This is a genomic window from Actinoplanes sp. NPDC026670, from assembly GCF_040638175.1.
Taxonomy (GTDB): Bacteria; Actinomycetota; Actinomycetes; order Mycobacteriales; family Micromonosporaceae; genus Actinoplanes.
This window is the reverse complement of the sequence record NZ_JBEZXU010000016.1, coordinates 20,452-46,710: the sequence shown is the minus strand read 5'-3', so window position 1 is coordinate 46,710 and position 26,259 is coordinate 20,452. Positions and strand designations below refer to the sequence as shown.

General features: G+C 70.6%; 22 protein-coding genes. 14 read left to right on the top strand and 8 right to left on the bottom strand.

What is annotated here, in order from left to right:
- The first annotated feature begins 26 nt into the window (after positions 1–26).
- Positions 27–1,889, top strand: coding sequence for a glycosyl hydrolase family 28-related protein (locus AB0E94_RS17520; RefSeq protein WP_360327209.1), 1,863 nt, complete (start codon positions 27–29; stop codon positions 1,887–1,889).
- Positions 1,890–1,902: 13 nt separating this feature from the next.
- Here AB0E94_RS17520 and AB0E94_RS17515 read toward each other — a convergent pair whose 3' ends face one another.
- Entirely contained in the window at positions 1,903–2,319 is a 417-nt protein-coding gene (locus tag AB0E94_RS17515) for a universal stress protein (RefSeq protein WP_360327207.1), read from the bottom strand.
- Positions 2,320–2,377: 58 nt separating this feature from the next.
- On the opposite strand from AB0E94_RS17515, the gene AB0E94_RS17510 reads away from it, so the two are divergent.
- From AB0E94_RS17510 to AB0E94_RS17490, 5 genes are all read left to right on the top strand, one after another.
- Positions 2,378–3,742 carry an APC family permease gene (locus AB0E94_RS17510; RefSeq protein ID WP_360327206.1) on the top strand — a complete coding sequence of 455 codons (1,365 nt, stop codon included), beginning with the start codon at positions 2,378–2,380 and terminating at the stop codon, positions 3,740–3,742.
- Positions 3,743–3,912: 170 nt separating this feature from the next.
- The gene (locus tag AB0E94_RS17505; RefSeq protein ID WP_360327204.1) at positions 3,913–4,983 is read left to right on the top strand and encodes a helix-hairpin-helix domain-containing protein; all 1,071 of its coding nucleotides are present in this window, start codon (positions 3,913–3,915) and stop codon (positions 4,981–4,983) included.
- 359 nt (positions 4,984–5,342) lie between these two features.
- The gene (locus AB0E94_RS17500) at positions 5,343–5,585 is read left to right on the top strand and encodes a hypothetical protein (RefSeq protein WP_360327202.1); all 243 of its coding nucleotides are present in this window, start codon (positions 5,343–5,345) and stop codon (positions 5,583–5,585) included.
- A gap of 609 nt (positions 5,586–6,194) precedes the next feature.
- On the top strand, positions 6,195–11,858 hold the full coding sequence (locus tag AB0E94_RS17495) for a beta-propeller fold lactonase family protein (RefSeq protein WP_360327200.1): 5,664 nt from the start codon (positions 6,195–6,197) through the stop codon (positions 11,856–11,858).
- Positions 11,859–11,881: 23 nt separating this feature from the next.
- Positions 11,882–13,225, top strand: coding sequence for a transaminase (locus AB0E94_RS17490; RefSeq protein ID WP_360327198.1), 1,344 nt, complete (start codon positions 11,882–11,884; stop codon positions 13,223–13,225).
- Here the strand turns inward: AB0E94_RS17490 and AB0E94_RS17485 are convergent.
- Complete coding sequence (locus AB0E94_RS17485) at positions 13,163–13,573, bottom strand: helix-turn-helix domain-containing protein (RefSeq protein WP_360327196.1); 411 nt, start codon at positions 13,571–13,573, stop codon at positions 13,163–13,165. The two genes, AB0E94_RS17490 and AB0E94_RS17485, sit on opposite strands and share 63 nt — an antisense overlap.
- Before the next feature lie 140 nt (positions 13,574–13,713).
- Positions 13,714–13,950, bottom strand: coding sequence for a hypothetical protein (locus tag AB0E94_RS17480; protein WP_360327195.1), 237 nt, complete (start codon positions 13,948–13,950; stop codon positions 13,714–13,716).
- A 247-nt stretch (positions 13,951–14,197) separates the two neighbouring features.
- Between AB0E94_RS17480 and AB0E94_RS17475 the strand changes: the two genes are divergently transcribed.
- The 3 genes from AB0E94_RS17475 (at position 14,198) to AB0E94_RS17465 (ending at position 16,153) form a co-directional block, all read left to right on the top strand.
- Positions 14,198–15,055, top strand: coding sequence for a helix-turn-helix transcriptional regulator (locus AB0E94_RS17475; protein WP_360327194.1), 858 nt, complete (start codon positions 14,198–14,200; stop codon positions 15,053–15,055).
- A gap of 29 nt (positions 15,056–15,084) precedes the next feature.
- A complete protein-coding gene (locus tag AB0E94_RS17470; protein WP_360327192.1) occupies positions 15,085–15,291 on the top strand; it encodes a DUF397 domain-containing protein in 207 nt (68 codons plus the stop codon).
- Between the two features lie 208 nt (positions 15,292–15,499).
- On the top strand, positions 15,500–16,153 hold the full coding sequence (locus AB0E94_RS17465) for an NAD(P)H-binding protein (protein ID WP_360327190.1): 654 nt from the start codon (positions 15,500–15,502) through the stop codon (positions 16,151–16,153).
- A 162-nt stretch (positions 16,154–16,315) separates the two neighbouring features.
- Here AB0E94_RS17465 and AB0E94_RS17460 read toward each other — a convergent pair whose 3' ends face one another.
- Positions 16,316–16,825 (bottom strand): NUDIX domain-containing protein, encoded by a 510-nt coding sequence (locus tag AB0E94_RS17460; RefSeq protein WP_360327188.1) that lies wholly within the window; start codon positions 16,823–16,825, stop codon positions 16,316–16,318.
- Between the two features lie 776 nt (positions 16,826–17,601).
- Between AB0E94_RS17460 and AB0E94_RS17455 the strand changes: the two genes are divergently transcribed.
- The gene (locus tag AB0E94_RS17455; RefSeq protein WP_360327186.1) at positions 17,602–18,396 is read left to right on the top strand and encodes an isocitrate lyase/phosphoenolpyruvate mutase family protein; all 795 of its coding nucleotides are present in this window, start codon (positions 17,602–17,604) and stop codon (positions 18,394–18,396) included.
- A 1,505-nt stretch (positions 18,397–19,901) separates the two neighbouring features.
- Here AB0E94_RS17455 and menC read toward each other — a convergent pair.
- From menC to AB0E94_RS17440, 3 genes are read right to left on the bottom strand one after another with little or no spacing between them, the layout of a single operon-like run.
- A complete protein-coding gene (gene menC, locus AB0E94_RS17450) occupies positions 19,902–21,011 on the bottom strand; it encodes an o-succinylbenzoate synthase (protein WP_360327185.1) in 1,110 nt (369 codons plus the stop codon).
- Positions 20,998–21,642: an SIS domain-containing protein gene (locus AB0E94_RS17445; RefSeq protein WP_360327184.1), complete on the bottom strand. Its 645-nt coding sequence runs from the start codon at positions 21,640–21,642 to the stop codon at positions 20,998–21,000. Before AB0E94_RS17445 ends, menC begins: the two co-directional genes overlap by 14 nt.
- Positions 21,639–22,277: a GNAT family N-acetyltransferase gene (locus AB0E94_RS17440; RefSeq protein ID WP_360327182.1), complete on the bottom strand. Its 639-nt coding sequence runs from the start codon at positions 22,275–22,277 to the stop codon at positions 21,639–21,641. The genes AB0E94_RS17445 and AB0E94_RS17440 overlap by 4 nt, the downstream gene beginning before the upstream one ends.
- A 96-nt stretch (positions 22,278–22,373) precedes the next feature.
- Between AB0E94_RS17440 and AB0E94_RS17435 the strand changes: the two genes are divergently transcribed.
- On the top strand, positions 22,374–23,465 hold the full coding sequence (locus tag AB0E94_RS17435; protein WP_360327180.1) for a M20/M25/M40 family metallo-hydrolase: 1,092 nt from the start codon (positions 22,374–22,376) through the stop codon (positions 23,463–23,465).
- Here AB0E94_RS17435 and AB0E94_RS17430 read toward each other — a convergent pair whose 3' ends face one another.
- The gene (locus AB0E94_RS17430; protein ID WP_360327178.1) at positions 23,466–23,711 is read right to left on the bottom strand and encodes a hypothetical protein; all 246 of its coding nucleotides are present in this window, start codon (positions 23,709–23,711) and stop codon (positions 23,466–23,468) included.
- An 86-nt stretch (positions 23,712–23,797) separates the two neighbouring features.
- Here AB0E94_RS17430 and AB0E94_RS17425 point away from each other — a divergent pair, with 86 nt between their 5' ends.
- The 3 genes from AB0E94_RS17425 (at position 23,798) to AB0E94_RS17415 (ending at position 26,216) form a co-directional block, all read left to right on the top strand.
- Positions 23,798–24,055, top strand: coding sequence for a DUF3040 domain-containing protein (locus AB0E94_RS17425; RefSeq protein WP_360327177.1), 258 nt, complete (start codon positions 23,798–23,800; stop codon positions 24,053–24,055).
- Between the two features lie 48 nt (positions 24,056–24,103).
- Positions 24,104–24,790 carry a response regulator transcription factor gene (locus AB0E94_RS17420; RefSeq protein ID WP_360327175.1) on the top strand — a complete coding sequence of 229 codons (687 nt, stop codon included), beginning with the start codon at positions 24,104–24,106 and terminating at the stop codon, positions 24,788–24,790.
- Positions 24,791–24,851: 61 nt separating this feature from the next.
- Positions 24,852–26,216 (top strand): HAMP domain-containing sensor histidine kinase, encoded by a 1,365-nt coding sequence (locus AB0E94_RS17415; RefSeq protein WP_360327173.1) that lies wholly within the window; start codon positions 24,852–24,854, stop codon positions 26,214–26,216.
- Positions 26,217–26,259: the final 43 nt, after the last annotated feature.

The window sequence follows — 26,259 nt, the reverse complement described above, 5'->3', positions numbered from 1 at the left end:
TCTTGTTTCGGAAGGAATCCCTCCGCATGACGAGACCCCGCCCGATCCGACGTGCCGCCGCGGTGGCTCTCACCCTCGGGCTCGCCCTCAGCGTGGCGCCGGCTCTGCCGGCCTCCGCGCACGGTTGGACCGCCGGCGTCCAGAACCTCGGCCCCAACGTCACCGTCTTCGACCCGAGCACGCCGGTCAGCCAGATCCAGGCCACCCTGGACGCGACCTACGCCAAGCAGGTCGACAACGAGATGGGTACGGCCCGGTACGCGTACCTGTTCAAGCCGGGCACCTACGGCACCGCCGAGCAGCCGCTCCAGATCAAGGTCGGTTACTACACGGAGATCTCCGGTCTCGGGGCCAACCCCGGGGATGTGGTGATCAACGGCAAGGTCGAGGCGTACAACCGCTGCCTCGGCTCCGACCCGGCGAACCCGAACTGCATCGCGCTGGTCAACTTCTGGCGCACCCTGTCCAACCTGACCGTCAACATCAACGGCGCCGGCCAGGACGGCTGCCGCCAGACGGCCAACTTCTGGGCCGTGTCGCAGGCCGTCTCGCTGCGCCGCACCCAGTTCACCGGCGGCACCCTGTCGCTGATGGACTACTGCACCGCCGGTCCGCAGTACGCCTCCGGTGGTTTCATCGCCAACTCGAAGCTGCCGAACACGGTCAACGGTTCGCAGCAGCAGTGGCTCACCCGCAACAGCGAGGTGGAGAGCTGGTCCAACGCCGTGTGGAACCAGGTCTTCGCCGGCGTCACCGGAGCGCCCGACGACTCGGCGTTCCCGAACCCGCCGTACACCACGCTGCCGACCACCCCGGTCAGCCGGGAGAAGCCGTTCCTGTTCGTCGACGCCAAGGGCAAGTACCAGGTCCGGGTGCCCGCGGCCAAGCGCAACACGGCCGGCTCCTCGTGGACCGACACCTCCGGCCGTACCATCGCGCTCTCCGATTTCTACGTCGCGAAGCCCGGTGACTCGGTCGCGAAGATCAACCTCCAGCTGGCCCTCGGAAAGAACCTGCTGCTCACGCCGGGCGTCTACGACATCGCCCAGAGCATCCACGTGTTCCGCCCGAACACCGTGGTGCTCGGCCTCGGCCACGCCACGCTGACCGCGGTCAACGGCTCGATCCCGCTGGACGTCGCCGACGTCCCCGGCGTGATCGTCGCCGGCGTCACCATCGACGCCGGCACCAAGGAGTCGCCGGTCCTGCTGCGCGTCGGACGCCAGCACGGCCTCGGCTTCACCTCGGCGGCCAACCCGACCACGCTCAACGACGTGTACTTCCGCGTCGGTGGCCCGCACATCGGCAAGACCAACATCGCGCTCGAGGTGAACAGCGACGACGTGCTGATCGACCACACCTGGGTGTGGCGCGGCGACCACGGCGTCGAGGGCTTCACCAACGGCGTGAACGGCGACACCGACCGGTGGAAGACCAACACCGGGCGGTACGGCGCGGTCATCAACGGCGACGACGTCACCGCGACCGGCCTGTTCGTCGAGCACTTCCAGAAGTACAACACCGTCTGGAACGGCGAGCGCGGCACCACCGTGCTGTACCAGAACGAGCTGCCGTACGACCCGCCCACGCAGGCCGACTGGATGAACGGATCGGTCGAGGGCTACGCCGGTTACAAGGTCGGCGCCCGGGTGCGGTCGCACAAGCTCTACGGCGGTGGCGTCTACGTGTTCAACCAGAACAACCCGTCGATCCACACGGAGAACGGGTTCGAGGTACCGAACACGCCCGGTGTGCAGCTGAAGCACATCATGACCGTCAACCTCAGCGCCGGCATCGTCGACCACGTGGTCAACGGCGTCGGTGAGGCGGCGGACACCACGAAGGTCGGCCAGCCGGTCTTCGTGACGAACTACCCGGCAGTCCCGTAAGGAACGCTGGTGGTCACCCGGTTACGGGGCGGGTGACCACCAGCACCGGACGGCCCGCCTTCTCGATCAGGGTCAACGGCACACTGCCCAGCAGCCGCTGCGCCATCACCGGGCGCACGCTGGAACCGGTCACGATCAGGTCGGCCCGCTGCTCCCCGGCGAACCGGATGATCTGCTCGGCCGGGCGGCCCGGCAGGACCGTACGCGTCGCCTCGATGCCGGCCGCCGCCAGCCGTGCCGTGGCCGCCTCCGCCGCCTTCTCCGCCCGCTCGATGTAGACACTGCGTGGCAGCGGCGCCAGATGCTCGATCTCCAGCTCGTCCACCGCGACCACCGCGACCGACGCGCCGGTCTGCCTGACCAGATCGGCGACCGCATCGGTCACCCACGGCTGCTCCGTCTCGGGGTTTGCGGCGAGCACGATATGCATGTCACTCAAGGTACGCGTAACGTCACTTATCCGCAGTGGACCTTTTTAGGGAGCACTCATGGCGGATGTGGCACCGGCCTCCCAGCAGCCGGAACTCAACCGTGTCATCGGCCCGGCCCTCCTGCTGCTCTTCGTGGTCGGCGACATCCTCGGCACCGGCGTGTACGCGCTGACCGGCAAAGTCGCCAACGAGGTCGGTGGCGCGGTGTGGCTGCCGTTCCTGCTGGCGTTCGTGGTCGCGCTGCTCACCGCGTTCAGCTACCTGGAACTGGTCACCAAGTACCCGCGGGCGGCCGGGGCGGCGCTCTACACCCACAAGGCGTTCGGGCTGCACTTCCTCACGTTCATGGTGACGTTCGCGGTGATGTGCTCCGGGCTCACCTCGGCGTCCAGCGCGTCCAAGGCGTTCGCCGGCAACTTCGCCAAGGCCTTCGACCTCTCGCTCGGGGACGGCATCGCCCTCACCGCGGTCGCGCTCGGCTTCATCACCCTCGTCGCGCTGATCAACTTCCGCGGCGTCGGTGAGAGCGTCAAGGCCAACGTGGTGCTGACCTGCGTCGAACTCACCGGGCTGCTGATCGTGATCGGCGTCGGCGCGTGGGCGCTCGGCGGCGGCAACGGCGACCTGTCCCGGCTCACCGAGTTCAACACCCCGCCCGGCGAGAGCGTGCTCCTGTCGGTCACCGCCGGAACCGCCCTGGCCTTCTTCGCCATGGTCGGCTTCGAGGACTCGGTCAACATGGCCGAGGAAACCCGCGATCCGGTACGGATCTTCCCCAAGGTGATGCTCATCGGCCTCTGTGTGACCGGGGCGATCTACGTGCTCGTGGCCGTCTCGGCGGTGGCGCTCGTCCCGCCCAGCGAACTCGGCGCCGGCGACACCCCGCTGCTCAAGGTCGTGTCGGCCGGGGCGCCCGGGTTCCCGCTGACGGTGTTCGCGTTCATCACGATGTTCGCGGTCGCCAACTCGGCACTGATCAACATGATGATGGCGAGCCGGCTGCTCTACGGGATGGCGAACGAACGGGTCCTGCCCACCGCCCTGGGGAAGGTGCACCGCACCCGCCGCACCCCATGGGTCGGCATCGTCTTCACCACGGTCATCGCGTTCGGGCTGATCTGGTTCGCCGACCTCACCGCGCTCGGCGGGACCACGGCGCTGCTCCTGCTCTGCGTCTTCACCGTGGTCAACATCGCGGTGCTGGTGCTGCGGCGCGACCCGGTCTCCCACCGGCACTTCCGGGCGCCCACCGTGATCCCGGTCATCGGGGCGGTCGCCTGCGCGTTCCTGGCCAGCCCGCTGTCCGGGCGGGCCGCGGCCGACTACCGGGTGGCCGGGGTGCTGCTGCTCATCGGGGTGGTCCTGTGGGTGATCACCTATCTGTCCAACCGGTTCATTCCGGGTGTCGTCTCCCGTACCTGATCGGGTGACCGGTCGTTTGACGGTTGTCCCGCGCCTTTGGTGTAAATCCCCCGGACGTCGCAGGTGGTAGCTGTTCGACGTTGGTCGACACCCACGTCGAGACAGCTCATCGGGATGTGCAAAGCTGCCCGCTACCACAAGCACCCTCCTCTCCTGTCCGGAGGCCCGATATGGCATCATTCCTCTACTTTGTTGCCGGGCTCGTGATCGGCGCGATAGGCGGCTGGCTGGTCTGGGGACGCCGCACCGGCGCCACCGCGACCACCAAGCCCGCCTCGGCGGTTGTTGCCGCCCCGGCCGTCGCCGAGAGCCCCACCGCCGACAACGACGCGGCGGCCGTACCCACCACGCCCTCTACCGAAGCCTCGGACACCCCCACCGAGCCCACCGCGTCCACCCCCGCCGACGCCGCCGCGGACGTCTCGCCGGCCGCTGCTGAGCCGGCCGCCGTGGAGCCGGCCGCCGTGGAGCCGGCCGCTGAGGTCTCGACCACCGAGTCGATCGCTGCGGCCGAGAAGCCGGCTTCGGACGACGCCGAGGAGAAGGCCGGGAGCACGGAGCCCGCCGGGGCCGAGGCGGACGCCGAGACCAAGTCTGAGCCGGCTGCCGCCGAGTTCGCCGCCACCGAGCCGGTCGCCATCGTCGACGAGCCGGTCGCGGAGAGCCCCGCCGACTCCGACGAGCCGACGGTGAAGCTCTCGAACGGCAAGGCCGCCCAGGCCGAGACCACCGTGGACGAGGCCGCCCCCGCGACCGTCGTCTCCGAGCCCGTCGCGGTCGTGACCCCGGCCGCCGAGCCGGTCGCCGCACCCGAGCCGGAGCCGGCCACCGCACCCGAGCCGGCCGCCGTCGCCGAGCCCGCGCCCATTGCCGAGCCGGTTGCCGCGCCCGAGCCCGTCGCGGCCGCCGAGCCGGTCGCCGCGCCCGAGCCGGTCGCCGCCCCGGAGCCCGTCGCGGCCCCGGAGCCGGTGGTTCCGGCGCAGGCCGTCATCACCGCCGAGCCGGACCTCGTGGGCACGCCCGCGCCGGTCGCCCAGCCCGACGACCTCACCAAGATCCCCGGCATCGGCCCGAAGGTCGCGATCGCACTGGCCGCAGCCGGCATCACCACCTACGCGAAGCTGGCCGACTCGGACGTGACCAGCCTCAAGCAGGCGATCAACGCGGCCGGCATGCGTGGTTCGGCGAGTCTCGCCACGTGGCCGGAGCGCGCCCGCGAACTGGTGGGCGCAAACATCTGAACCCCGGGTGGGCGCCCACCAGGCACCCACCGCACGGACAAGGCGTGGCCCGGTGCACCGAGAGGCACCGGGCCACGCCTTTCGCATGCCCAGACCGCCAGCCGTCGCTGACACCTGGAATGCGCACACCATTCCAGCGGTGAGCGACGGCTGGCGGTCTGCAAACGCCCCAGCCGTCGCCCACACATGCAATACGGACGGCATTCCAGCGGTGAGCGACGGCTGGCGGTCCGGGTGGGGGCTGGTTGCAGGGCGGTTGTTGCCCAGGTCACTTGGAAAAGTTGCAGCTGGGGAGTGGGGTGGACGATGTATCCGGCTGTCCCCGAGGGGCGCAACCGGAGAGCAACCGAGGAGCCACGATGAAGGTCATTGCCGCGTCGTCCTTTAGCTACGACAGCTCGGCTGCGTACGGCCGGTTGCAGAGTGCCCGGGCCAAGCTCGTCACCGATCAGATTCCGTGTGCCGCCGCGCCGTCCGTCATCACCGCCGACCGGGCCGCTGTCGTCCGCGCCGAGGCCGAGGTGGCCAAGATCGAGGCGGCTCGCGCGGGTGAGGTGGCCGCCTTCCAGCGCAGCGGCCAATTCCTGGACGTCTTCGCCTGAAGCCGCCGCAGACCGCACCACCGCACCCGCCACCCGCTGGTGATCTGATGCGGTCAGCGGGGCGGGGATGCGTGGTGCCGGGCCGCTTCCGCCCGGCGGGCGCGGTTCGGCCTGGACGGACCGCCTGGCTTGCGGGGTAGCCCGGGTTCGGGATCGGTTGCGGTTGTCCGAGGGGTGGGGCGTACCGCCGCAAGGGTTTGATCTGACTCGGACAACAACGCGGGCGGCGAGTGACGCAAGGTTTCCGCGTGACGCGTATCCGTCACATTGACGGACGCCCACGTCAGGCCACCGGATCCGGTGAATTCCGGGAAATTTTCGTGACTGGGCGGCGCGTCCGGAAGAGCATGGAATGAGAGCAGTCCACGGGTTCGGCTGAGCAACATCACCGCAGGTAGATCGACATCTGCACGTCCGCACAATCGATCATGAATAGGGCGCTGGAAAGCGAGATCAAAAACGCTCCGCGAGGGAGAAAACGCGGTTCGTAATCTTCTCGGGGTTTCGTGTCCGGCCTCGGCATCGCACCATGGATGACGGGTGATGCATTCGATGAACGGGCGACGAGTTGCGGTAGTCATCAGCGTCGAGCAGCACGACGATCCCGTGTTGCGGCGATTCTCCGTGCCGTCGGCCGATGTGCCGGCGTTCGCCGAGGTGCTCGGCGATCCGGCGCTCGGCGGGTTCGAGGCGGCGCATCTGCGGGATCCCGGGGCGCGGGAGGCCTACGGGCGGGTCAAGTCCCTGTTCGAGGGGCGTGACCAGGAGGATTGTGTCCTCCTCTACTTCCGGGGCGTGATGCTGACCGGGCCCGGCGGAGGGCTGTACCTGGCCGCCGCCGACACCGTGATGGGCCGGCCCACCGACACCGCGATCGATGTGGCGCAGATCGCCGTGCTCATGCAGCGCAGCCGTGCCGGGCAGGCGGTGATCCTGCTCGACGGGCGCACCGGCGGCCCGGTCGACGCCGGTCACCACTTCCGGGCGTCCCGTTCCGCCGAATGGCAGAGCCGCGTCGTCATCGCCGCCACGCCGCGCCCGGAGCCGCCCACGTTCGCCGGCATGATCGCCGAAGGCGTGTCCGGCGGCGCCGCCGACCGTGACCGGGACGGCTTCATCGGCATCAGCGAACTCTACGACCACCTGCGCGAACGTGACCCCAGCGTGCGGCAGTGGGTGTTCGGCTCGGGGCGGCAGCCGTGGCTGGCCCGGGTCCGCCGGCCCGGCAGCGACCAGATGGCCCTGATCGCCCAGCTCGCGATCGCCGCCGCCGGCAACGATCTGTCCCGCGCCGTCGAGGCCCGCGAAGCCCTGCGCCGCCTCGCCACCGGTGAGGGCCGGGTCGCCGCCGCCGCGACCGCCGCGCTACGCCGCACCTCGATCCGCATCGCCGAACCGTCCCTCGACTTCGGCGCCGTCGCCCCCGGAACCCGCCAGCTCGCCGCCGAGATCGCCGTCCAGGGTCCGCCGCTGGCCGCCGCGTCCGTGGTGTCGACCGACGCCGAAGGCCTGCACGCCCGCCTCGAAGGCAACCTGCTGCGGGTGTCCTGGTTCCCGACCGTGGGGCGTCTCGACGGCGCGGTCACCCTGGACGGCCCGGCCGGGGCGGCTCGGCTCGCCGTCACCGGGTCGGTCTCCGCGGACGCCGCCGCCGGCGGGAACGGCACGCCACCCACCGGCTCACCGGCCGGCGTTCCATCGGCGCCGCCGGCCGGTGGGGTCGTCGGGTGGGGCGCTAGTTGGGCTCTGCCCAGCAGCGACGTGGCCTGGCCGGGCGAGTCGGCCTGGCCCGGCGAGAACTCCGACAGCGCCTGGCCCGGCGAGGCCGACTGGCAACCGGCTTCGTCTCCGCCGGCCTCGCCGGTCCCACCGGTCCCGGCAGGCGACCCGGCCTGGTCTCCGTCGGTCCCGGCAGACGATCCGGCTTCGTCGTCTCCGCCGGTCCCGGCAGGCGATTCTTCAAACCCGTCATCTGGTACGGGCAGAGCCGCCCCCGAATCGAGTCCACCCGTCGCCGCGTCCGCCAGTGGACCACCTGCGCCCGCGGTGGGGCGGGGTGTGTCGCCCTGGGCCCCGATCAGCGGGCCACCGGCTGCCGGAGGATGGGCTCAGCGGCCGGTGAGTGGCCAGCCGGAGCCGGTGAGCGGCCCGACGATCGGTCCCGCGGATGCTGCGTCGCCCGGTCAGCCGTCGGCTCGCACGTCTGGTCCGGTGAGTGGGGCGCCGGTTGGGCAGGCTGCGGGTTCCGGGACGTTCGACAGCGGTGAACCGATCGGGGCTGGCGAGGAGGCGCTGCTCGTCGCGCCAAAGGCCACTGTCCGGGGGTCCTTCCCGGTGGTGGCGGCGCCGGAGGTTCCGACGATTCCGCAGGTTCCGACGGTTCCGCGCGAGGACCGGGCCGAGGGGACTCCGGACGCGGGTCCCGCACCGGAAGACTCTCCATCGGCCGGCGCCACGGCTGGGCCGCTCAGCCCTGTGACCTCCGGTACCGACGCAGACGCCGATCCCGGTACCGATGCCGCCAGCGCCAGCGCCGGCGCCGGCGCCGATGCCGATGCCGATGCCGACCAGTCGGCCATCCGGCCGGAAGCGCCCACGCCCGCCACGGGATGGCCGGAGCCTTCCTCTTCATCGAGTCACCGCGCCGATTCTTCCGATATTTCGGATATCGGCGGAGAGTTGAACGGCGTGAGCGAGCCATCGGCTCCACCGGAGATGGCTGAGCCGTCGCCCGGCACGACGGAGGCCGAGTTCGGTGCGGGCCCGAGCCTGCCCCTCCAGTCTGTTCACGATGGTTCCACGGCCTCGGCTCATGATGGCAGCACGGTCCCGGCTCACCATGGCAGCACGGTCCCGGCTCACCATGGCAGCACGGTCCCGGCTCACCATGGCACGACGGCCTCGGCCGCTGACACTGACGTCTCCGGCCAGGAGATCACTGCGGCCGGTGACTCGACGGATCAGGGCACGACGGCTTCCAGCGGATCGGATGCCTCGGTGGGCCTGGTTGGTGGCGTCGGTGGCGCAGATGCCGCGCCGGAGGATCGAGCCGGTGTCGCGGATGGTGAGTCTCCGAGAGCGGACGATCGTCCGGCCGAATCCGCTGACGGGCCCGGAACGCTGGGCGATCCGTCTGCGAGCGAGCAGACCGACCCGGACCGGACGGCTCATGAATCGGCAGGTCCGGCGGACGGGGCGGCACCCGCTGCGAACGAGCCAGCCGACCCGAATCGGGAATCGGCAGGTCCGGCGGATGAATCGGCGCGCGCTGCGAACGAGCCGGCCAACCCGAATCGGGAATCGGCAGGCCCGGCAGATGAGCCGGCGCGCGCTGCGAACGAGCCAGCCGACCCGAATCGGGAATCGGCAGGCCCGGCGGATGAGCCGGCGCGCGCTGCGAGCGAACCGGCCGATTCACGGTCCGGGTCGGCGGATGGATCGGCACGCGCTGCGAGCGAGCGGGCCGGGTTCGCCGGTGGCTGGGGCGCTGCGGCTGGGGCGATGGCGTGGCCCGGTGGGAACTCCGGCACCTGGGGGCGGTCCGATCCGGATGGGGTCTGGCCGGCCGCGGGGCGGAAGCCCGGGCAGCCCGCCACCCCGGAAGAGACGGACAACGGGCACCCACAGACAGCCGATCATGCGGGTGCCGGTGCGGGCGATCGGTCCGCGCCATCCGTCTCCGCGGCGGGCGATCGGTCCGAGCCATCCGTCTCCGCAGCGGGCGATCGGTCCGAGCCATCCGTCTCCGCAGCGGGCGATCGGTCCGAGCCATCCGTCTCCGCTGCGGGCGACCCCTCCGGTGGCGAGCGGGATACCGCCCCGGGGACGGCCGACGAGTCCAGCCGAGCCGCTACACAGAGCGGTGCGCCAGACGGGTCGTCCAGCGATCCGCTGTCCGGCACGTCGGCTGGATCGTCCGTTCATTCGGTGGCCGGCGCTTCGGGTGCGGCGCCCGGGAACGGGGCGCCCGTTCCGGCGCCTCGGCAGCCCGCCGATGACAGTGCGCCGTGGCTGACGGCGCCGGCCGGGTCGGTACCGGACGTGCCGGGCCAGACGAAGCAGCCGCAAGCCGAACCGGCCGAGGCCGGGTCCGGGCCGGCGGCGTTCGCGGACGCGGGGGCCGGCTCGGCGGCGGGCCGGGGATGGGCCGCGGAAGAGCAGCAGGGCGTCCCGGCGAGCCCGTGGGGGACCTCGCCGGCGAGTGCGGAAACCCGGAGCAGCGGACACTCCGGGCCGGACACGCACGCCGCGACATGGCCGGCCGGACCGGACGCGACTCCCGCCTCGGGTGCACCGTGGCCGGTTTCGCCTCCGGCAGCGACCGGGCCGGTTCACGACGCGCCCTGGCCGCGTACATCCGGAGCAGCCGAAACCGCCTCGAGCGACCTGGGCACGACTTGGCCGCAGAACGGACCCGGTGGCGGCGGCGGCGGTGCCGGTGCCGGTGCCGGCGGCGGCGGCGGCGGCGGCGATGCTGACACGACTGCTGTTCAAGGGGTGGCTCCGCAAGGGGCGGACCCGGCTCCGGGCGGCGGCTGGCCGGTTGCTCCGACCAGTGGATGGCCGACTTCTCCGGCGTCACCCTGGCCGGGGACGGACGCCTGGAACGCGGCCGCGCCGACCAGCGCCTACGGTGCGGGCACCACATATCCGGGACAGCCGGTCAGCGGTCAGCCCGGCGGCGGCTACCCCGGCGGCGCGGCCGGAACCGGAGTCACCGAGAGCGGACCGGGCACCGCCCAGGCAGGCAGCGGACCGGGCGCCGGCTACGCCATCGGGAGTGGCCCGGGTGCCGGAGCTGGGCCGGGTACCGGCTACGCCGGAAGCGGCCCGGGGGCCGGGTATGCGGGAAGTGGCTCGGGGGCCGGGTATGCGGGAAGTGGCTCGGGGGCCGGGTATGCAGGAAGTGGCCCGGGGGCCGGGTATGCAGGAAGTGGCCCGGGGGCCGGGTATGCAGGAAGTGGCCCGGGGGCCGGAAGTGGGCCGGGGGTGGCGGGCCAGGCCGGGAGTGGACGGCCTCCGCGGACCGGGTATCCGGCCGGCTACCAGGGCGGGTTCGCCGGGGGCAACGGCGGGGGCGGCTACGACGACGGGAACGGCGGGACGGGGTATCCGCCGGGGGCGGGCGGTCCCCCGTACCCGCAGAAGAAACCGCGCCGCAAGGCGCCGCTGATCGTCGCCGGTGTCGTCGTGCTCGCATTGCTCGCCGGCGGGTCCTATCTGGGGGTGCGGTATGCGCTGGCCGGCGGCCAGCCGGAGGCGGCGCCGCAGCGGACCGTGACGCCGGAGCAGACGCAGACGGAGCCGGGCGGTCCGGCGAGTGTGCCGGCGACCGATCCGGCCGGGACCGAGGTCCCGGCGCCGCCGAGCCTGGCGAAACCGGTGGTGGTGGACCGGATCAATCTCGGTCAGGAGCCGGAGGGCGTGGCGGTCTCGCCGGACAACAAGACGATCTACGTGGCCGACCAGAACTCGAAGGACGTGCACATCGTCGACGTGAAGTCGAAGAAGATCGACGTGGTGAAGGTGCCGAACACGCCACGGTTCCTGGCGCTGTCGGCGGACGGCGGGCGGCTGTACGTGACGCTGTTCGAGAACAACTTCACCGGCAACGGGCTCGCGGTGATCGACACGGCGTCGAAGTCGCTGGTGAAGACGATCCGGACCGGGCCGCGGCCGTTCGAGCCGGCGGTCGCCCCGGACGGCCGGGTGTGGGTGCCGATCCACAACGGGGCGCGGGTGGAGATCTACGATCCGCAGTCGCTGACCGAGGCGGCGCGGATCTCGGTTCCGCCGAACCCGCACTGGATCGTGTTCACCCCGGACGGGCGGACCGCGTTCACCGCGAACCACGAGTCGAGTCAGATCTCGGTGGTGAACGTGGCCGACGGGCTGGTCCGGAAGAACTTCAAGGTGGGCCGGTCACCGCACGCGCTGGCGGTCACCCCGGACGGCACGCGGCTCGTGGTGACCAACTACGACCTGGACACCGTCGAGGTGTACGACACCGGCGACCAGCGGCTGGTGCACCGGGTCAACGTGGGCCGGGAACCACAGGCGGTGATGATCTCCGCGGACTCCAAGCACGCGTACATCGTGAACGAGGGCTCGGACAACCTGTCGGTGATCGCGCTCGGTGACGGCAAGGTGGTGTCGACGGTCGCGGTCGGGGACAGCCCGCGGGTCAATGCGATCGCGCCGGACGGCCGGCGGCTGTACGTGACCGACGGCCGCGGAAAGACGGTTACCGTGCTGAGAACGACCGAGGAGTGATGATTCCCTGGTAGCGTCGCGCCATGTCGACGGATTCACGTTTGCAGTCGCTCATGGCGCGGGAGCGCGCCACCTTCGCCGACCGTCATCCGGGTTCGCGGGCCGCGTACTCCAGATCTGATCATCTCTTCGGTCGTGTCCCGATGACCTGGATGAACAAGACTGCCGGCGATTTCCCCATCTACCTGGAGAAAGCGAACGGTAACCGGATCGTCGACGTCGACGGGAACGAGTTCGTCGACTTCGCTCTCGGGGACACCGGCGCGATGGCCGGCCACTCCCCCGCCCCGGTCGTCGCCGCGGTCACTGAGCGTGTCCAGCGTGGTCTGGCCACCATGATGCCGACCGAGGACGCGGCGATCGTCGGCGCCGAACTGGCCCGCCGGTTCGGGCTGCCGGCGTGGAGTTTCGCGCTGACTGCCACCGACGCGAACCGTTGGGCGATCCGCCTGCTGCGCGCGGTCACCGGACGGCCGAAGATCCTGGTCAACAGCTACTGCTACCACGGTTCGGTGGACGAGTCGCTGATCGTGGTCGGCCCGGACGGGCGCGGCGCCAGCCGGGACGGCAACGTCGGCGCGCCCGTCGACGTGACGCTGACCAGCCGGGTCGCCGAGTTCAACGACCTGGACGGCCTGGAGCGGGAACTCGCGCACGGTGACGTGGCGGCGGTCCTGATGGAGCCGGCGCTGACCAACATCGGGATCGTGCTGCCCGAGGACGGTTACCTGGCCGGGGTGCGCGAGCTGACCCGGCGGCACGGCACATACCTGATCAACGACGAGACGCACACGTTCTCGGCCGGGCCGGGCGGGGCGACCGCGTTCTGGGGCCTCGAACCGGACGTGCTGACGATCGGCAAGGCCATCGGCGGCGGGGTGCCGGTCGGGGCGTACGGCCTCAGCGCCGAACTCGCCGACGCGCTCAGCGGCCGCGGCGACCTGGACCTGGTCGACATGGGCGGCGTCGGCGGCACGCTCGCCGGAAACCCGGTGTCGATGGCCGCGACCCGCGCCACGCTGCAGGAGGTCCTCACCGACGCCGCGTTCGCCACCATGATCGAGACGGCGTCGGCGTTCGCCGACGGACTGATCAAAATCATCGAGGGGTACGGGCTACCGTGGTCCGTCTCCCGTCTGGGCGCCCGGGTCGAATACCGGTTTGCGAGCCCCGCCCCGCGCAACGGCACCGAGTCGAACGCCGTCGCCAACGGCGAACTGGAGGACTTCCTGCACCTTTACCTGGCGAACCGGGGCGTGCTGCTGACCCCCTTCCACAACATGGCGCTGATGTGCCCGGAGACGTCACTGGCCGACGTGGCCCGGCACCACGAGATCTTCGACGCGGCCCTGAAGGAGCTTGCCTGATCTCTCACGGGCCTCGATCAGGTCGGGCAGGTGCTGGTCGCACCAGTCGCGGGCGGCGTCGATCAGAGTGAGCAGGCTCCGCCCGAGCGGGGTCAGCTCATACTCCACGTGTGGTGGGTTGGCCGGGAACTCGGTGCGGGTGACCATGCCGTCACGCTCCATCGCGCGCAGCGTCTCGGCCAGCACCTTCTTGGTGATCGACCGCAACGGGACGAGCAGCTCACCGAACCGGCGTGGCCCGCCCTCCAGGCAGATCACCACCATGGCGGTCCACTTGTCACCGACCTGCATCGGCATGAGCCGCGTCGGGCACTCCGGCGCGAACATCTCCGGATCCAGCGTTTCCATCCGCCCACGCTAGCGCCTTCGCGCGTGCTAGCGAATCAAGCTCAGCGTGGCGCCGAATCAGGCAGAGCTCCGCCGGAGAGCGGAGCCCTGCTCGACTTTGGATGGTGCGTCGGGTCTGACCTGATGCTTGCTGTCGTCGGTTAGGTGCGAACGGCCAGGGAGACGATGATCAGAACTAGAGCGAGGATCACGAGTAGGGTCATACCGGCTGCGGCCGCCACAGCCCGGAGCACCTCGCGCAACGGGTGCAAGGCTTGGCCCAGCATCTTGAGTGCCACGACGAGAATCACTGCGGCCAGGATGAGCAGGATGTTCCCAGCCGCGGGAACAGAGCTGAGGCTGTTGGCCTCGGCTAGGAGAACGTCTACGCTTTTCATTGCCGATCCTCCGATGGTGGCTAGCCGTCTGGGTTCAGGTAAGAGGACGTCTCCGGTCGCACCCGGAGGCGTCCTCCCTCGTTGGGGGGATGTTGGCGCATCAGTCGGCCCGTACTCTGAGTGTCGGCTGACAAGCCCTGCGTTGGCAATTGCCAGGCCAAGATTTTCCGCGTAGCTTGTGCCAAGCTCGCTTTGCCAACAGGCAACTTGCCATATAGTCGATGGTGACGTAGCTGGGAGGTAGGACATGGCTGTCCGCGAAAGCCCACCTCTGCTGCGACGACTGATCGGCCAGCGACTCAAGGATCGAAGAGTGGCTCGTGGTGAAGCCGCCGCTACGGTCGCGGCCGCCACTGACATCAATGCCTCCGTATTGAGCCGGATTGAGAACGGCCGACGGCCACCCCCGATTCCGTACGTTGAGAAACTCTGCGACTACTACGCCATCGACGACAGCGAAAAGGCGTTACTACTCGAAATGGCCAAGGCCAGCCGCGAGTCAGGCTGGTGGGAGAAATATCCCAAACTTCCTCAGGCCGCAGTCGACTACATTTCCTGGGAGAGCGCGGCAGCGACCATCGAGAACTTCGAGGTCTCAATGATCCCAGGCCTACTGCAGACCCGGGAGTATGCAAACGAGCTCGTGACTCGGCATCTTCCGGAGTACACCGATCAGGAAGTTCGCGCTACCGTTGACACCCGAATGAAGCGAAAGCAGGTACTCGACAGACCAAGCCTGACAAAATTTCATGCAATCATCGACGCTGTCGTCTTCGAGCGACCAATCGGCAGCGAAAAAATCATGCGGGAACAGCTGCAAAGCCTCATCGAGGCGACCCGTAACTACAAGGTCATACTTCAGGTTGTACCGAAGAACGTCGGTGCATACAAAGGAATGAGAGGAGGCTTTTCCATCCTCGGTTTCACGGACGACGATGAGCGGACGGAGATCCTGTACAGCGAGGGCGCTTTCGTGATGAACTACCAGGACGCCCAGCCAGATCTCGATGAGGCACATCAAGTCTTTCAAGCACTCAAAGACGTCGCCGTGGGGCCACATGAATCAATCGCCCTAATTCGCGAGAAGATCACGGACTATACTTAACCACACACCGGAAAGACGTCATGAATATCATGGAATTCGACCGCGACAACCTGCCTTGGCGCAAAGCGCGAAAAAGCTCAGCTGGCAACTGTGTCGAAATCGCCCGAATGGGCGACAGTATTGCTGTGAGGAATTCCCGATTCCCGGACGCCGGGATTATCCTCTACACGCCCGCCGAGTTCGATGCCTTCATCGACGGTGTAAAGCGCGGCGAGTTCGACGAATTCGCGCGTTAGTCTGAGGAAGGTATTCGCGCTACATACGGCGCCCTTGGTTCCCTTTACAGGGCCCAGATGGATCCTCAACGCCGTGTCTACGCCGGGCGCTCACATGAATGTCAGGAGTTCCGACGTAGACACGGCACAGCCGTGACCAGTTGGACTACCGCAACCGGACGCTGGTTTCGTTGCGGTAACCAGGCCCCCTTCACATAGCGTCCGCCACATGACCAGCATCGTGATCTTCGGAGCCGGTGGCCGGGCCGGACGGGCCGTGTCCGCCGAGGCCGAACGCCGTGGCATCCAGGTGACGTCCGTCGTCCGTGACCCCGCCAAGCACCGGCTGCCGGGCCGGGTCGTGCAGGGCGACATCCTCGACGCCGGATCGGTCGCCGCTCTCGTCGCCGGCCACGACGCCGCCGTCAACGCCGTCTCGCCCGCCTCCGACCCGGAAGCCCTCAAAGCGCTCGGCGCCCTGGACGGCAAGTTCTACGTCACCTCCACCGACAACCTCCTCGACGGCCTCGCCACGGCCGGGGTGCCGCGCCTCGTCGTGATCGGGCTGTTCGCCAACCTGGTCGACAGCGCCGGCCAGCCGCTCTACGACGACCCTTCGGTGCTGCCCGCCGAGTTCCGGCACTTCGCGGTCGCCCACACAGCCGGGCTGGACCGGCTGCGGGCCGCCGACACCCCGGTCGACTGGCTGATGCTGTCGCCGCCGGCCCAGCTCGACCCGGACGCCCCTCGGCGCGGCGCCTATCGCACCGGCGGCGAGACGGGCGGCGGGCTCACCCTCTCCTATGCGGACCTGGCGGTCGCGGTGGTCGACGAGATCGAGTCGCCGGCCCACCACCGCACCCGCATCTCGATCTTCGACTGACCCGGGCGGGGGCCGTTCGCTGATCGCTTTCGGTCGGCCCCCTTTCGGGCCGCCGTCAGTCTCGGACCGCCGTCACTCTCGCGCCGCCGTCACTCTCGGGCGGCCATCGTTTTCGCGCGGCCGTCACTCTCGGGCGGCCGTCATTTTCGGGCCGGGCGCCGTTCAGAGGGCGTCCGGCCGATTCAGCGCCGGGTTCTTCTCGTCCGCCCGCGCGAACCAGGCCGGGCCGTCCGAATCCAGCGCCGTCCGGATGCGCAGCCGCGACCACTCGTCGAGCTCCGGCAGGGCGTCCGGCGCGAACCAGCCCACCTCCAGGGACTCGTCGTCGGTCGCCTCGGCCTCGCCACCGACCGCCCGGCACCGGAACCACACGTTGAGGTATTCACACCGGTCCCCGTTCGGGTAGACCACCGGATGCGACGCCACCCCGGCGAGCCGCACGATCTCCGCGCGTACCCCGGTCTCCTCGAAGACCTCCCGCACCGCGGTGTCCGCAGGCTGCTCGCCGGGATCCACCACCCCGGCCGGAACCGACCAGCGCCCATTGTCCGAACGCCGGGCCAGCAACACCCGCCCACCGTCGTCGGTGACCACGGCACTCGCCCCGGGCAGCATCAGCAGGTCGTGCCCGATCGAGCCGCGCAGGCGCTTGATGTATTCAGAAACAGCCACGCCGAAACCCTAGAGAACACGGTCCAGCACCGTGAGCGTTAATCCACGCCGGAAGCCGTCTCGGTTCGAATAGGACAGCCCTCAGGCGCGCCGGCGTCTCCCGGCTGCAACGCCTCCTCCGGCCAGAGCCCCTCCAGCAACCCGACCCGCACCCACTGCCCGGCGCCCGCCGCCCGGCACTCGGTGTCCGCCACCCGCAGTCCGGCACTGCCACCCGCCGCCCGGAGTCCGGCACCGCCGCCCGCCGCCCGCAGTCCGGCACCGCCGCCCGATACTCGGTGTTCGCCACCCGCCGTCCGGCACCGCCGCCCACCGCCCACCGCCCGGTGTCCGCTGCCCGGTGTCCGCCACCCGCCGCACGCCGTCCGGCACCGCCGGCACCCGCCGCCCGGTACTCGGCGTCCGCTGTTCGGTGTCCGCCGCGCGTCGATCTTGCACGAATGTGCACCCTCGCACCGATCTTGCAGCTCTTTCCACACCCCCACGGGAAGAAACATGCAAGGTCTCCGGCACGAAGTGGACCTTGCACGACAAACCGCACCCAGACGTGAAGAACCGTGCAAGATCCACGAGGCACGCCGCCCCACGGGGCAGAACCTTGCAAGATCTGCCGCTCGGGTGACTACTGCAAGTCAGAGAAGGTCAGGTGCGACACGAGAGCCGCAAGGAGACGGCCAGCAAGGGGCAGAATCGGTCACGGTGGAGCGGCGTGGCGACCGCGGTGGCCACCGGTCTCGGGCCGTCGCTGTGCGGGCCGGGTGTGGCAGGGTGTGGGGATGGACTCGGTTCGGAAACGCTTTCGGGAGTTGCACGCCGCCGGCACGTTCGTGATGCCGAACGCGTGGGACGTCGGTTCGGCCCGGGTTCTGCGGCAGGCCGGGTTCGCGGCGCTGGCCACCACCTCGTCCGGGCTCGCGGCCAGTCTCGGCAAGCTCGATCAGCAGGTCACCCGGGACGAACTGGTCGCGCACGTGCACGCCGTCGCCTCAGCGGTGGACGTGCCGTTGAGCGTCGACTCGGAGTGGCTGTTCGCCGACACCGCCGAAGGCATCGCCGAGACAGTCGGCCTGCTGGCCGCGGCCGGCGCGGCGGGCCTGTCGATCGAGGACTACAACCCGGTCACCGAGAGTGTTCAGTCGCCGGCCGTCAGCGCGGAACGGGTCGGTGCCGCGGCCGAGGCGGCGCGGCGTCACGATCTGGTCCTGACCGCCAGGGCCGAGAATCTGCTGTACGGCCACACCGACCTCGACGACACCATCGCCCGTCTGATCGCCTACCGGGATGCCGGCGCCGATGTGCTGTTCGCTCCCGGTCTGACCTCGCCGGACGACATCGCGCGCGTGGTCGCGGCGATCCGGGCGCCGGTCAATGTCCTGGCGCTGCGCGGCACCCCGAGCGTTCCCGAATTGTCCGCCCTGGGCGTGCGCCGGGTGTCCACCGGCGGTTCACTGGCGTGGGCGGCCTACGGTGCGCTCCGCGACGCCGCCCGCGAACTCCTGGACTCCGGCACCACCACCTACCGCGAGCGGGGCCTGACCTCAGCCGAGGTGGAGTCCACCTTCACGCCCTGACCCACCAGCTGCCCCGCCGGCGATCTTGTGAAGTTCGGGCAAACCTGCCTCGCACTCGAGTTTCGCCATTTCGGGGATCGTTTGGGTGACGGCGCACCGGCGTCCAATGCCACTTAGCTTAAGTTGATCTTGCGCTGGCTCACTTCGGGCTCCAGGGGCTTGACCTGCACGCATGCGGCTGCGGCATGAATTGCGGCCACGCCGGACGCCGACGGCACTCGCCGAGAACCTGCAGGTCACAGCCTTGATCAACTTAAGCTAAGTGGCATTGCACCGGCGTCCGTCGTCGCAAGGCTTGGTCGTCGGCCTTCCACTAATTTAGACGCGGTCGGCGGCGCCCGGCCCGGCCCGGTCGCCAGCGGGCGGCCATCAGGGTCGCCGGTGTTCGGCCGGCGTGGTCGCCGGCGCGCGACGACGACCCTGATGGCCAATTGACGACCCTGATGACCAATTGAGGAACCTGAATATCTGTGGAACGTGGTGGCGACCGCCGGCGGACAGTCGCCCTCCGGCCCCCGGGTCTTGATCGAGGTCCGGTTTCCGCTGCCGACGCCCCGGGGCCAGCGGCTCGGCAGGGCTGTTTCCGGCTCTCATCGAACGGCCAGCGGCACGGCATTGCTGCTTCCGGGCCCGGCTGGGCGGCCGGCGGCACTGCACTGCTGCTTCCGCGGCGTTTTAGGGTTTCCCTCGCACCGCCGGGGCCACCTGCGCGGTGTTTTAGGGTTCCTGGCGCACCGCTGGGGTGGCGGATGTCTGGGTTCGCTCCTCGCTGGTGAGGTTACGCCGCCCAGAAGGGCTGTCCGATGCCCGGCGGCAGGCCCCGCCACGTTTCCACAGGTAGGCGAGTCTCCCTACTGGCCAGCAGACCGCGGCGGAACCCGTCGCCACCATCCCGGTCGAAGCGTCCGCGCAGCGAGCCGACGACCAGCGCACACAATGCGGCAATGCGCGATTCCATCCTCGCCGGGACGACGACGGGCGCACACGGACGGCACAACGTGTGCGCCCGTCCCCGTCAGAGCGAAGCAGACGCACACGATCGGCGAACGTGTGCGCTGACCATCGCTGCGCCCAGGCAAACGTGTGCGCTGACCACCGCTGCGGCCGACGGACCCGCCCTCGACGGTCCGCTCCCGGCATCGCCTCCGGACGGCCACCCAAGGCCAAAGACCTCACGATGATCTTGCGGAGTTCGTTGGGGATGACGCTGACCAGGGCGAATGCAAGATTCACTTCAGCGTCGGCCCGGACCGGCGATGTCGCTGCGCAAAATGGCGAAACTCGAGCCCCGCAGAAGTCCACAAGATCGCGGGCGGGGCAGGCGGCAGGCAAGACGGACGGACGGCAAGACGGACGGACGGGCAGACGGGCGGGCAGACGGGCGGACGGGCAGACGGGCGGGCGGCAGGCAAGACGGGCGGACGGCAGGCGAGGCGGGCGGGCGGCAGGCGAGGTGGGCGGATGGCAGGCGGGTGGGTGGGTGGCGGGTGGGTGGGTGGCGGGTTTCAGGGGATGGCTTGGTGGGTGAGGGTGTTTTCGGTCAGGAACGGGACGTCGGGGGTGTAGCCGAGACCCGGCACGGTGGGTACGTCCACCCAGCCTCCGGTGCAGACGATCGGGGCCGTGGTGATGTCGCGGGCGTAGTACTTAGCCGAGCCGGACACGTCCGACGGCAGGGTGAAGCCCGGGAGTGAGCTGAGGGCCACGTTCGCCGCGCGGCCGATGCCGAACTCGTGCATGCCTCCGCACCACACCGGCATGCTGTGGGAGCGGGCCAGGTCGTGTGCGCGGACCGCCGGGGTGAGGCCGCCCATCCGGGAGACCTTGATGTTGAGGATCCGGCCGGCTTCCAAGCGCAGCGCGGTGGTCAGGTCGTCCACCTCTTCGACGGATTCGTCGAGGCAGAGCGGGGTGTCGAGGACGGCCTGGAGGGCGGCGTGGGCGACGAGGGCGCGTGGCGCGTACGGCTGCTCGATCATCAAAAGCCCGAGTTCGTCGAGCTGCCGGAAGACGGTGATCTCGTCGGCCGGATAGGCGCCGTTGGCGTCGACGTGCAGGGGCAGGTCGGGGAACGCGACCCGGACGGCGCGGACCGGGGTGACGTCCCAGCCGGGCGCGATCTTGAGTTTGACCCGGCGGTAGCCGTCGGCGACGCGTAAGGCGACCTGTTCGAGCAGGTCGTCGACGGTGGGTTCGATGCCGAGGGACACGCCTGCCTCGACCCGGTTCCGGTCGCCGCCGAGGGCCTCGGCCAGCGGCACGCCGGACTGTTCGGACCAGAGCGCCCAGGCCGCCGCGTCGAAGCCGGCGCGGGCGAAGTGGTTGCCGCGCACCTTGGCCATGTCGGCGGCGAGTTCGGACGGGTGCTCCCAGCTTGCGCCGAGCACGATCGGGGCGAGGAACGAGCCGGCCACCGCCCAGCAGCTGTCGACGGTTTCGGCCGAGTAGTACGGCCCGGACGCCGACGCGATCTCGCCCCAGCCGACGGCTCCGTCGGAGCTGGTCAGGGTGACGAGGATGTGTTCGAGCGCGCGGGATTCGTGTGAGCTGGTCTGGAACCGGTGGACGAGTGGGAGCTCGACGCGGCGCAGCTCCACCCGGTCAATCTTGATCATGATCCTCCGCATAGAGACCCAGTTCGGCGGCGAGTTCGTCGCGGACGTGCAGGCGACGGCCGGCGCCTTTCGAGCTGGCGATGGTCAGGGTGGCGAGCAGGTGCAGGGCGAGCACGACCGAGGTCGGCGAGTTCGCGTAGGAGGCGCTCTCGGTGCCGATCACGATGCTCGTGGTGGCTACGGTGGTGAGCGGGGCGTCGTCGGCGTCGGTGATGAGGACGAGGTCGCCGCCGTGGCGCACGTAGGCGGCGGCGACGTCGACGGTCTCCCGGCGGTACCGGGACATCGACACGGCGACGAGCAGGTCACCCTGTCGGACGTCGCTGAGCACGTCGAGGGCACGCAGGGATCCGTCGCCGACCAGGTGCACCCCGGACAGGCCGGCGCTGAGGTCGGTGGCCAGCATCGACGCGTAGGCGAGCGATTTGCCGTACCCGAGGAGGTATCGGCGCCGGGCGGAGACGATGAGCGCGGCGGCCCGTTCGATGGCGTCCTGTTCGGCCGCCCAGGCCAGGGCCTTCTCGAACTCCTCGCGCTGCTGTTCGAGGACCCGCTGTTTGAGGACCTGCGCGGACCGGCGCTGGACGTTGCGGTCGAACCGTTCCGACGGGGTGGAGCGATGGGTCGTCACGATTCGTCATTCTCGAACGTGCAGGTGACCCGGCCGGCGTCGCGGGTCACGCCGGTCCAGCGGGCGCCGGTGGCGAAGCGCTGTTCGAGGCCGGCGCGCAGGGCGGCCCGGTCGGTGGCCGGGGATTCGACCGTGCCGGCCGGGGCGCCGGGTTTGCGGGCGTGCCACAGATCCCAGCTGACCAGGACACGATCGGTGTCGCCGCCGTAGTAGTCGGGCAGGAACCGGACGCCGGTGGCGCCCAGGACGTTGAGGTTGAAGTGGGCGTTGCGCAGCGCGTACGGGTCGAAGGTCCACCGCATGGTCCGCGCCCCGGTGCCGCGCGCGGTCTGCGCCTGGGCCTGCTTGAGGCGCCGCCCGATGCCGAGGCCCTGCGCGCCGGCGTCGACCACCGCGGCCTGTGAGTAGTGGTAGAGCTCGCCGCCGTCGACCGCGGAGAACCCGAAGCAGAAGCCGATCATCGTGCCGGCCGGGTCGAGGGCGCCGATGACCGACCCGGAGTTCGCGCGGAGGGCGGCGAGCAGGCGCGGGCTGACCCCGTACTCCGGTTGGGTGTAGCCGAAGACGGAACGGTAGAGGCGGGCGGCCGCGGTCAGCTCGGAGGGTGAGTCCAGCTCCCGCACGACAACGTCCATGACGGCCTCCGATCAAAGGATACGTTTCGTATAACCGCCATCGTGGCAACATCATCGCTCGTTGACAACGGGCAGCGTACAACTTAGCTTTCGGATATGCCGTCAGCCACGCTCGAAGCCCTGCACCGGTACACGCTGTGCGAGTCGCCCACCGGGGATGCCGGGTCGCTGGCCGCGCTGGCCGGGGTCCTCGACGCCGACGCCACGCGGGCCGGTTTCCACACCGCCCGCGAGACGCATCCGACCGGTGACCACCTGATCTGGACGCTGCCCGCCCGCGGCGTGCCGGGCGATCCGATCCTGCTGCTCAGCCACTACGACACGGTCTGGCCGGTGGGCACGCTGGCGACGATGCCGTGGTCGGCCGACGGCGACGTGATCCGCGGGCCGGGCGTCTACGACACCAAGGCGGGCCTCGCCGCCCTCCTTTCGGCGGCGGGCGAGATCAAAGATCAAGACCATCCTGAGGTACGGGTGATCGTCGTCGCCGACGAGGAGATCGGCTCCCCCACCGCCGGTGACCTGGTGCGCGCCGAGGCGGCCCGGGCCCGTGCGGTGCTCGGGCTGGAGCCACCGCACCCGGGCGGCGGGCTGAAGACCGGCCGCCGCGGCAGCACCCGGGCCCGGATCGAGGTGACCGGGGTGGAGGCGCACGCCGCCCTCGACCCGGACGCCGGGGCCAGCGCCATCGACGAGCTGGTCGACCAGCTGATCCGGGTGCGGTCGGTGGTGGCGGACCGGCCGGTGCTGCTGAACACCGGCACCATCGCCGGCGGCGGGCGCACCAACGTGGTCGCCGGGCGGGCGCACGCCGACCTGGGGCTGCGGTTCTCCGACCCGGCCGACGAGGAGGCGGTGCTCGGCGCGCTCGGCCGGCTGAGCCCGGTACGCGACCGGGCGTCGGTGTCCACCCGGCTGCTGTCGCACCGGCCCACCTGGCGTCCCGGCCCGGCCGGCGCCGGACTGCTCGACCGGATCCGGGTGATCGGCGCCGCGATCGGTCAGAGCGTCGACGGACATCCCGCCGACGGGGCGGCCGACACCAACACGACGGGCGCGCTGGGCCACCCGACGATCGACGGCCTGGCCCCGCGCGGCGGTGGCGCGCACGCCCGTACCGAATGGGTGTCGGCCGCCGGCATCGCCGAACGCACCACCCTGCTCGCCGCCCTGCTCACCGGCCTCTGATCAGCCCTTCGCGGCAGCCTCCCGCCCGGCCGGACCGGCCTGCTCGCCGGTGGAACCGGCGCGATGGCCGGCTGCACCAGCGCGATCCCCGCCGGAGCGGGGCGGATCGTCGCCGAAGTCGGCGTCGGGCGGCACCAGCTCACGATCCGCCTCGGCACGGGGCCGTGACGCGGGGTGACGAGGCAGCCGCTCCGCGATGATCTCGGAGGGCTGATCGGTCGGGTCTTTCGTCAGGTCTTTCGCCATGGGTACAGATTTCCCTGCATCCTGTCGTTTAGACTCGCGGATCTCCGGGAAAGGGGACTGCCTCGTAGTCTCCGGGAGGGGCATCGATGCTGAACGATGACGACCGGCGCACGATCGCGGAGCTCGAACGCCGGATCCACCTGAGTGACCCCGACTTCGCCGCGCGGATGGACGGCACCCACCGGGACGTTCCGTTCCCCGTGGTCGCGGTGCTGTGCGCCGCCCTGTTCATCCTGGTCCCACCGGCGATGCTGCTGTTCGGCTGGCCAGGCCTGGTCGTGGTGCTCGACCTGTTCGTGGCGGGCGTCGTGGTTGTCCTGGTCCGCCGTCACCTGCGCCGCTGACGGTTCTCTCATCGGGCTCTCATCCTGGCGTGGTCCCATGACAGGACCATGAGCGCCCGTGTCCTCGTCGTCGACGACCAGCCCAACATCGTCGACCTGCTGCACACCGTGCTGACCTTCCACGGTTTCACGGTCGACACCGCCGGCACCGCCGAGGCGGCCGTCGCGTCGGCCGCCGGCAACCGGCCCGATCTGGTGCTGCTGGACGTGATGCTGCCCGACGGCGACGGGATGGAGGTGTGCCGGCGGCTGCGCGCGGGCGGGATGACCGGTGGGATCATCTTCCTCACCGCGCGTGACGGGCGTGCCGATCAGGTGTCCGGTCTGGCCTACGGCGGCGACGACTACGTCACCAAGCCGTTCGACGTGGAGGTGCTGCTGGCCCGGGTGCGGGCGGTGCTGCGCCGGGTCCCGGCCGGGGCGGCCGGCCCGGCGGCGGTGCTGAGCTACGCCGACCTGGTCCTCGACCCGGAGACCCTGGCCGTCACCCGGAACGGCGAGCCGCTGTCGCTGTCGCCGACCGAGCTGCGGCTGCTGCGTTATTTCCTGACCAATCCGGGGCGGGTGCTGTCCCGGGCACAGATCCTGGACGCCGTGTGGGACTGCGGCTCCGGCAACGTGTCGAACGTCGTCGACACCTACGTGGGATATCTGCGGCGCAAACTCGAGCAGCACGGGCCACCGCTGATCGTCACCCACCGCGGTTTCGGGTACGCGCTGCGAGCCGGCCGGTGAACGGCCCCCAGCCGCTGCGAGCCGGCCCGGTGAGCGGCCCCCGGCCGTCGGGAGCCGGCCGGTGAACGGTCGCCGGTCGCTGCGGTTCTCCCTGGTCGCCGGGGTGGCCGGGCTGACCGCGGCGGCGCTGGTGATCACCTGGGTGACGGCGGCGGTGGCGCTCCGGTCGTACCTGATGGAACGCGCCGACGAGCAGCTGGCCGCGGCGGCGGTGCTGGTCCGGCAGCGGGCCGCGCTGCTCAGCGGCCCGACCGGCGCCGAGCTCCGGTCGGCGGTGTCGGTCACCGACTATCTGATCGAGTTCCGCCGCACCGACGGGCACACGGTCCGCCTGGTCGGTGGCACCCCCCTGCCGGGCACGCCGCTGCTGGACCGGGTCCGGGCGGGCGAGACCGGGCCGCAGACGGTTCTCGGCGACTACCGGGTACGGGTGGTGCCGGTCGGCAACGGCACGGTGCTGGTCGGGCTGCCGCTCGCCCCGGTCCGGGACACCGTCACCCGGCTGGCGTGGGTCGCTGCCGTCACCGCCGTGGTGGTGCTCGCGCTGCTCACCGTCCTGGCCCGCTGGCTGGTGATCAGGCGGCTGCGCCCGCTCGACGAGATCGCCGCCACCGCCGGGGCGATCGCCGCCGGTGACCTGGACCGCCGGGCCGGCGCGCCGGATCCGGGTTCGGCGGCGGCCCGGACCGAGGTGGGCCGGCTGTCGGTGGCGGTGGACGGGATGCTGGCCCGGATCCAGGTGGCGATGGCTGTGCGGGAGCGGTCCGAGCAGCGGATGCGGGCGTTCGTCGCGGACGCCTCGCACGAGTTGCGTACCCCGGTGACGTCGATCAGCGGCTACCTGCAACTGGTCCGGACCGGGGTCGTCGACCTGTCCACCCGCCCCGACGTGCTGCGGCGCATCGAGGAGGAGGCCGCCCGGATGGGCGCCCTCGTCGACGAGTTGCTGTACCTGGCCCGGCTGGAGTCCGACCCACCGGCCCGCCGGGATCCGGTCGATCTGGCCGGGCTGATCGGCGACGCGGCCGCCGATGCCCGGGCCGTCGAGCCGGACCGGCCGGTCGCGGTGTCGGTCACCGGGCCGGTGACGGTTCCCGGTGACGAGGGGGTGCTGCGCCGGGTCCTGGCGAACCTGCTCGGCAACGTCCGGGCGCACACCCCGCCGGGCACGGCGGTGCTGGTCAGCGCGGTGTCGTCGGGCGGCCGGGTCCGGGTCACGGTCGCCGACGAGGGGCCGGGGATGCCCGCCGGCCAGGCGGGCCGGGCGTTCGAACGGTTCTGGCGGGCGGACCCGTCGCGAGCCGGAACCGACGGGGCCGGGCTCGGCCTGGCCATCGTCGCCGAGGCGGTCCGCGCCCACGGCGGCGCCACCGGCATCGACACGGGCGGGCCGGGTCTCACGGTGTGGTTCGAGATTCCCATCTGACTCTCATCCGGTTCCCGTCGGGCCGTCACCGGCCGCCTGTGCC